Annotated in this window: 6 protein-coding genes; 2 read left to right on the top strand and 4 right to left on the bottom strand. The window is 47.5% G+C overall.

Going from position 1 to position 6,358, the window contains the following annotated elements; genetic code table 11:
• Positions 1–345 precede the first annotated feature (345 nt).
• The 4 genes from Q0256_RS06015 to Q0256_RS06000 form a co-directional block, all read right to left on the bottom strand.
• Positions 346–555: a hypothetical protein gene (locus tag Q0256_RS06015; RefSeq protein WP_297961122.1), complete on the bottom strand. Its 210-nt coding sequence runs from the start codon at positions 553–555 to the stop codon at positions 346–348.
• Positions 545–1,729 (bottom strand): glutathionylspermidine synthase family protein, encoded by a 1,185-nt coding sequence (locus Q0256_RS06010; RefSeq protein WP_297961119.1) that lies wholly within the window; start codon positions 1,727–1,729, stop codon positions 545–547. Before Q0256_RS06010 ends, Q0256_RS06015 begins: the two co-directional genes overlap by 11 nt.
• Positions 1,730–2,086: 357 nt before the next feature.
• The gene (locus tag Q0256_RS06005; RefSeq protein ID WP_295150449.1) at positions 2,087–2,674 is read right to left on the bottom strand and encodes a UPF0323 family lipoprotein; all 588 of its coding nucleotides are present in this window, start codon (positions 2,672–2,674) and stop codon (positions 2,087–2,089) included.
• On the bottom strand, positions 2,671–3,309 hold the full coding sequence (locus tag Q0256_RS06000) for a DNA-binding protein (RefSeq protein ID WP_297961116.1): 639 nt from the start codon (positions 3,307–3,309) through the stop codon (positions 2,671–2,673). Before Q0256_RS06000 ends, Q0256_RS06005 begins: the two co-directional genes overlap by 4 nt.
• A gap of 278 nt (positions 3,310–3,587) precedes the next feature.
• On the opposite strand from Q0256_RS06000, the gene Q0256_RS05995 reads away from it, so the two are divergent.
• Positions 3,588–4,211 carry a TetR/AcrR family transcriptional regulator gene (locus tag Q0256_RS05995; RefSeq protein WP_297961113.1) on the top strand — a complete coding sequence of 208 codons (624 nt, stop codon included), beginning with the start codon at positions 3,588–3,590 and terminating at the stop codon, positions 4,209–4,211.
• A 334-nt stretch (positions 4,212–4,545) separates the two neighbouring features.
• The gene (locus tag Q0256_RS05990; RefSeq protein ID WP_297961109.1) at positions 4,546–5,886 is read left to right on the top strand and encodes an FAD-dependent oxidoreductase; all 1,341 of its coding nucleotides are present in this window, start codon (positions 4,546–4,548) and stop codon (positions 5,884–5,886) included.
• Positions 5,887–6,358: the final 472 nt, after the last annotated feature.

Genomic DNA, 6,358 nt, shown 5'->3' with positions numbered 1-6,358 from the left:
ATTTTCATATTTTCCCCTTTGTGTTTTAAAATTTAAGCCATGGCTGCGCGGTTAAATTTAGCCTTTAAATTCCGTCGCACAGTTTTGGAACACGGCGTCTAAACGGTAAATTTCAACTCCGCGAATTTAGCTATTGCGGAAATTTGCTCTCGCGAAATTTTACTATTGCGAATTCCGCTTTTGCTGAAATTTAATGCTTGCAGCGCGCGGGACGTTAAATTTTAAAATTCCAATTCATGCCGAAGCAAGCGTTAAATTTTACCGTCGCTGGAACCTGCGTCTAAATTTTGAAATTCTAATTTGCGCCGAAGCGAAAGATTAATTTTTGCCGCTCGCGCCTAAATTTTAAAATTTAGCTCGCGCAAATCTTGCTCCGCGCGGAATTTTAGTTCGCGCCGCTACGTTAAATTTTACCGTAGCCTCCAGCGTTAAATTTCGCCGCCGCCCAGCGATAAAATTTACCGCCGGCAGAGCCTTGCCGCCAAAGCTACTGCCAAAATACTCTGCCTTAAAATTTCTCAAATTTTTAAAATTTGCCGCGCCGCTACTTTGCATCCTCGATGTAGTGCCCTACAAATTTTGAGAGATTATCAAGTATCTCGCCGCCCTTGCGGAAGCCTAGCGCGCAGCCCTCAAAGGCGAAAAACACCCCCGCTTGGTAGCTCTGGGCGCGCTCGTCTTTGTTTAGCTCGTAAAATTCCTGATATAAAAATTTCTGATTTCCGTATTCGCCGCCGTTTTCCTCTATCTTTCTGCCGTCGGCGTCGAAAATCGCCACGTTCGCTCCCTCGCGCGCCAAAAACGGCTTTTTGATCATCTTTTTGCCGATGATCGGCGAAAAGGAGCTTTGCAGCAGCAGCGGGTGGTTCGGATACAGATCCCACAGGATTTTCATAATCCCCTTACTTTGGAAAAGCAGCGTGTATGCGGGATTTAGGATGATCGCCTTCTGATTTTGCACGATGTTTTTTAGCAGTATCGCAAGCTCGCCCTCCTCGATCGCAATCGCCTCCCAAGGGATCAGCTTGAACCAATACTCGTAGTTTTCGCCGTCAAAAAACACGCCCTCTTCGTCGTTAAATTCCACCTCGTCCACGTAGGCAAAGCGCGTCTTAAAGCCCGCATCCTCCGCGGTCTGCTGCAAAAGCTTCGTCGTCTTTTCGTCCTCGACGTTGCCCGCGACGCTGCTAAATAAAATTTTCCACCCTTCGTAAAATTTAGAAAAGTCCTCGAGCTCGCCGTCAAGCACCACGAGCCGCTTGAAATTATCGCGCAGCGCGTCGTAAAGGTCGTTGAACTGGCTCGCCTCGTCCATGCCGTTTTCTTTGAGCATCGCCCACTGGATGATCGCCGTCTCAAACACCGCCGTGGGCGTGTCGGCGTTAAATTCTATCAGCTTGATAGGCTTGCCGTCCAGCCCGCCTGCGAAATCAAAACGTCCGTATAGGTGCCAGTGCACCTCGTTTTCCCAGCTTTGCTTGATTAGATCGACGAGGTTGAAGGGGATGCCGAGCTCGTGGAAGAGGTTATTGTCGATGACGTGCTGCGCGGCTGCTATAAACATCTCGTATAGCTCATTCGCCGCTTCGTAATACGCATCCGCCTCCGCAGCGCTCACGCGCACGATCTCGTCGCTGACGTAAGGGGTCTCGTCTGCGTCCGTGTGCCAGTAAAAGCCGAGCTTTTCGAGATATTCGTTGCTTAACGGTGTTATCTTTTTTAATTGCATTTTTATCCTTTTTTTAAAATTTTAACTCATTTGCGCTGCGATCTTTGCGGCCTTTGTTAGTTTTGATACGCATACGGCTTCGCAAAAATTTAAAGCGCGCACGGCAAAATTTAATTAGCATAGATCGTGCGCGACGATCGTGCGTAAATTTAAGCCACGCGAGATGCGCGGCTAAATTTAAACGGCGCGCTTGCGGTGTGGATCGGACGTCGTAAGAGCGATAAAATTTAGCCGAGCTTCATCGCGCACTTTTGCAAAACCTGCGTCAAATCAATGCTAAATTTCACGCAAATTTTAAAATTCTACGCTCCAAATTTAAACTCGCCGCGCGAAGTCGCCGTATCTTTCAAAGCGCGTTTAGCCGCCGAAAAATCCGCCGCTCTTGCCGCTCTTGCTTCCGCCGAAAAATCCGCTTCTGCCGCTTCGCGCCTTGTCGTTTTGCTGCTTTGCTTGATTGAAGCTATCGACGCTTCTGGAGTAGGCGCTCGGGCTTTTGTAGGCGGTTTGGCGCTGACTTTGGTAGGCCGGGTTGTTAAACAGCTTGCCGCCGATCCACGAGCCGATGATGGCGCCTGCAGCGCTTGCCAAGATCGCTTCGCCCAGGCTCATGCCGCCGCTGCTAAGCTGCGCGTTTTGGTTCGTCAAATTTGAAGTGCCAGCGTCGATTTTGGCGTTTTCCTCGGCTAGAAGGGCTTTGGTTTCCTCATCGCTTAAAATTCTCTCCGTGCCGTCGAGCGATCTTAAGATGATCTGGGTTTTTTCGCTCGGAAATTCCTCTAAAATTTTATATTTTCCCGGCGCGACCTCTTCGAGTCGCACGAGCGCGCCTTCTTGCAGACGGACGTTTTGCTCCTGCCCCCTATCGTCGCAGCCTGCTAACGAGCCCGCCATAACGAGCCCGAAGCCGCTTACCAGCGCATAGCTAGCGATTTTGCGTAGTTTCATTTAGATCCTTTCAGTGATTTTATATCTAGGCTTTGATTTATCAAAAGCTCGTTTCCCTCGACGCGGATAAACTCGCTCTTGCCGATGTTTTCGATGATTAGGCTTTGCGCTTTAAGGCGCTTTTTGCGTTTGAGCGATTTTACGAATTTTGCAAGGCTCGTCCATTCGCTACGATCGAAGGTTTTTTCTTTGATTTCGACATCGTAGGGTTTGGCTTCGCGGCTTTTGCTCGAAAGCAGCGGTTTATCGAAAAACGACAAAAAATACCTGAGCTTCTCATCGCGCTCTTTATACATCAGCTTGATTTCATCTTTCGAGGCGATTAAAATTTCCTCTTTTTCTTTGTGAAGCCTGTCCTTATCGCTTTGCAGTGCTTCGATTTTACCTTTTAGCTCGGAGATTTCTTTGATGAGATAGTCGATGAAGCTTTGGGTGCCAGCTGTGCCACTGGTGCGCGGGCTTTTCGCAGAGCTTTGCGAAGCGGGCTCGCTTTGTTGCATTTCATCATCTAAAAGCACGTAGCGTACGCCGTCGCTTTCCTCGGCGCGCAAGGAATTTCTGCGGATGCGGTTATAGACGGCTTCCTTTGAAATTCCTAAAATTTCGGCTGCTTCGCCGATCGAGACTTTTTTCATACAAAGATGCCTTTTAGCGTTTTAGGTAATTATTGCTAAATTTGCCTAAAATAGGCATTAAACGCTTCGTTTACAAAGATAGATTCCGCCTTACCGCAGCCGGCGCGCGATCAAATTCCGCTCGCTTGCGCTTGCGCGATATAAAATTTCGCTTCGCTTGCAAAGCCGCGCAAAATTATTTTTTGCTAAGCTTTTAGAATTTTAGCCTAATAATGTTGCTTAATTAAGTATATTTTTTATACACTTACAAAAAATTTTAGTATTTCAAAGGAGGCGAAATGCCCGAATCGCCTAAATATAAAAAATCCGAAATTCGCTGCAAGCTCATTTTAGACGCGGCGCTGGAGCTGTTTTTAGCCAAAGGTTACGAGGCTACGAGCTTAAGCGATATCATCGAGCTTAGCGGCGGCTCGCTATCGTCGGTTTATAAGTATTTTGATAACAAAGAAAGCCTATTTTTGCGCATCATCGAACTGCAAAGTAAAAAGCTCGATGAGCGCATGAACGAGCGCATGCGAATTAATAAAGACCTAAAATTGCGCGAGTATCTGCAGGAGTTTGCAGGGATTTATCTGGAGTTTCTTTTTGCTCCGGAGGCGATAAAATTCTACCGGCTGATACTTTTCAGCGGCTTTAACGGCGCGCTTAGCGAGAGCCCAAAAATCTTTTTAAAAAGCGGCGTGCTAGGTTCGCCGAATGCGCTGGATGAGTATTTGGCGGCGCATGCGGACGAGTTTGCGTCCGGACGCACGGCAAAAAGCCTAGCGCTATATTTCTGCTTTTTGCTTAGAGAGCCACATTTTAGCAGGCTGCTGTTTTTCGACGAAAAGCTAAATTTCAAAGCGAGCGAGCTAATCAAGGACCGCATCGATATGTTTTTGCTAGGCGTAAAAAAGCGCTAGTGGCGGAATTTTACGGCGTAAATTCCTTGCTTTTCGCACCTTTAAATTTTATGAGCGGTTTGGGACTTGGATTTTGTAGCTTGGATTCTATCTGCCAACAAGCGCTATAAAACGCCGCATATCCCGCGCTTAAAATTTTAATTCTATCGATGCAAAATTTTTAAAACGATTAGAGCCAAAATTTTATTTTCCGCATTAAATTCTGTGCCGAAGTTAGAATTTCGTCGTAAAATTTCGCGCCACTTGCCTGCGCCTTTAAATTTGCGCCACGCAGATTTTAAATTTAATAAAACCTCTTATAATCCCGCGAAATTTCAGATCAAAAGGATTAAAAATGGATTATGATATCATCGTAATAGGCTTTGGCAAAGCAGGCAAAACCCTTGCCGCAAAATCCGCCGCGCTAGGTAAAAAGGTCGCTCTCATCGAGCGCTCGCCGCAGATGTACGGCGGCACCTGCATCAACGTAGGCTGCATCCCGACCAAGCGGCTAGTTACGGCGAGCAAGGAAGCAGGCTTCGTAAATTTCAGCGTGCTCGGAGAGTATTTCGTGCTGAGCATGCAGAAAAAGGACGAGCTCGTAGAGGCACTGAGGACGAAAAATTTAGCCATGCTAAAGGGAAGCCCAAATATCGACGTAATCGACGGCGAGGGCTCATTTACGAGCGTGAATTCCGTGCGCGTGCTAAGCCCTGACGGACAAACGCGTGAAATTTCAGCAGGAACGATCGTCGTAAATACGGGCTCAAAAGAGGTCGAGCCTAGCTTTGAGGTAAGCTCGCAGATCGCTTATAGTAGCGAAGAAATTTTAAATTTAAAGATCCTACCGAAGCATCTAGTAATCATCGGCGGCGGATTTATCGGGCTTGAGTTTGCTTCGATGTTTGCGGGATTCGGCTCGAAAGTTAGCGTGCTGATGCGATCGAAATTTATGAAAAACGAGGATGAGGACGTGGCCGCCAGCGTCAAATCCGCTCTGCAAGCTCAAGGAGTGGAGATTATCGAGGGCTGCGAGTTTTTGAGTTTAAACGATAGAGAGCTAAAATTTAACCTCGCGGGCGAGAGCGGGGTGGTCGCGGCGGACGCGTTTTTATATGCCCTCGGTCGTCGCGCGAATACGAATGATCTAAATTTAGCCGCTGCGGGGGTGCAGACGGACGCGCACGGCAATATCATCACGAATGAGCATCTGCAAAGCTCGACTGCTGGCATCTACGCAGCAGGCGACGTGCGCGGCGGCGAGATGTTTACCTACACGAGCCTGGATGATTTTAGGATCATTTTTAGCGCGCTTTTCGGAGACGGCGCGCGCACTACGAAAAACCGCGCACCGCATGCAAGCGTGCTGTTTACTCGCACGCCGCTAGCTCGCATCGGCCTTAGCGAGCGGCAGGCAAGAGAGAGTGGGCGCGAGATCAAGGTGCTGAAGCTTTCGATGGCAGCGGTGCCCGGCGCCAAGGTCGTAGCGCACGACGAGGGAATGATGAAAGCGGTCGTGGATGCGGCTAGCGGCGAAATTTTAGGCGCGGCGCTTCACTGCGTAAACGCGCACGAGATCGTTAATGAGCTGGCGATCGCCATGGCGCTGGGCGCAAAAGCGGACTTTTTCAAAAACCAAATTTTTACGCATCCTAGCATCAGCGAGGCGCTGAACGATCTTTTCGGGCAGTTTTAAATTTAAAATTTACGGCGCTCGGGCTTGGGGATGTCCGAGTGCCTAGGCGTAAATTTATCATGAAATTTAATGCGCCGGAGCGGGTTAAATTTAGACTGGATTAAATAGTTTGAGTCCTTGCCGCCAGTGTCTTTCTTGGTCGCTATAGCTTGGCATGTATCGCCTCATCCGCCGCTTGTAAAAAATAATTTCTAGGTTATCTTGGAATTGTTTTAAAGGAGCTGTGCGTAAAATTCTGTTAGTACCTGCCGCGTTTTATTGTTTAGAATTTCAAAAATTTATACTTTATGGATAGGCTCAAAATTTTATTTATCTCCAAAGATCAAATAGGCTAAATTTCTACTCAAATTTCCATACGCAACTATCCAATATTCTCGTATGATGTTTTTTATTTGCAAGTTATCGTCCAGAAAGTCTGCAAATATTTTACCCCTATCTTTATCTCCTGTGCCTAGCTCTTCATCCTCTTTCT

The organism is uncultured Campylobacter sp. (genome assembly GCF_937949835.1).
Taxonomy (GTDB): Bacteria; Campylobacterota; Campylobacteria; order Campylobacterales; family Campylobacteraceae; genus Campylobacter_B.
This window is presented reverse-complemented; position numbering and strand designations above follow the sequence as displayed.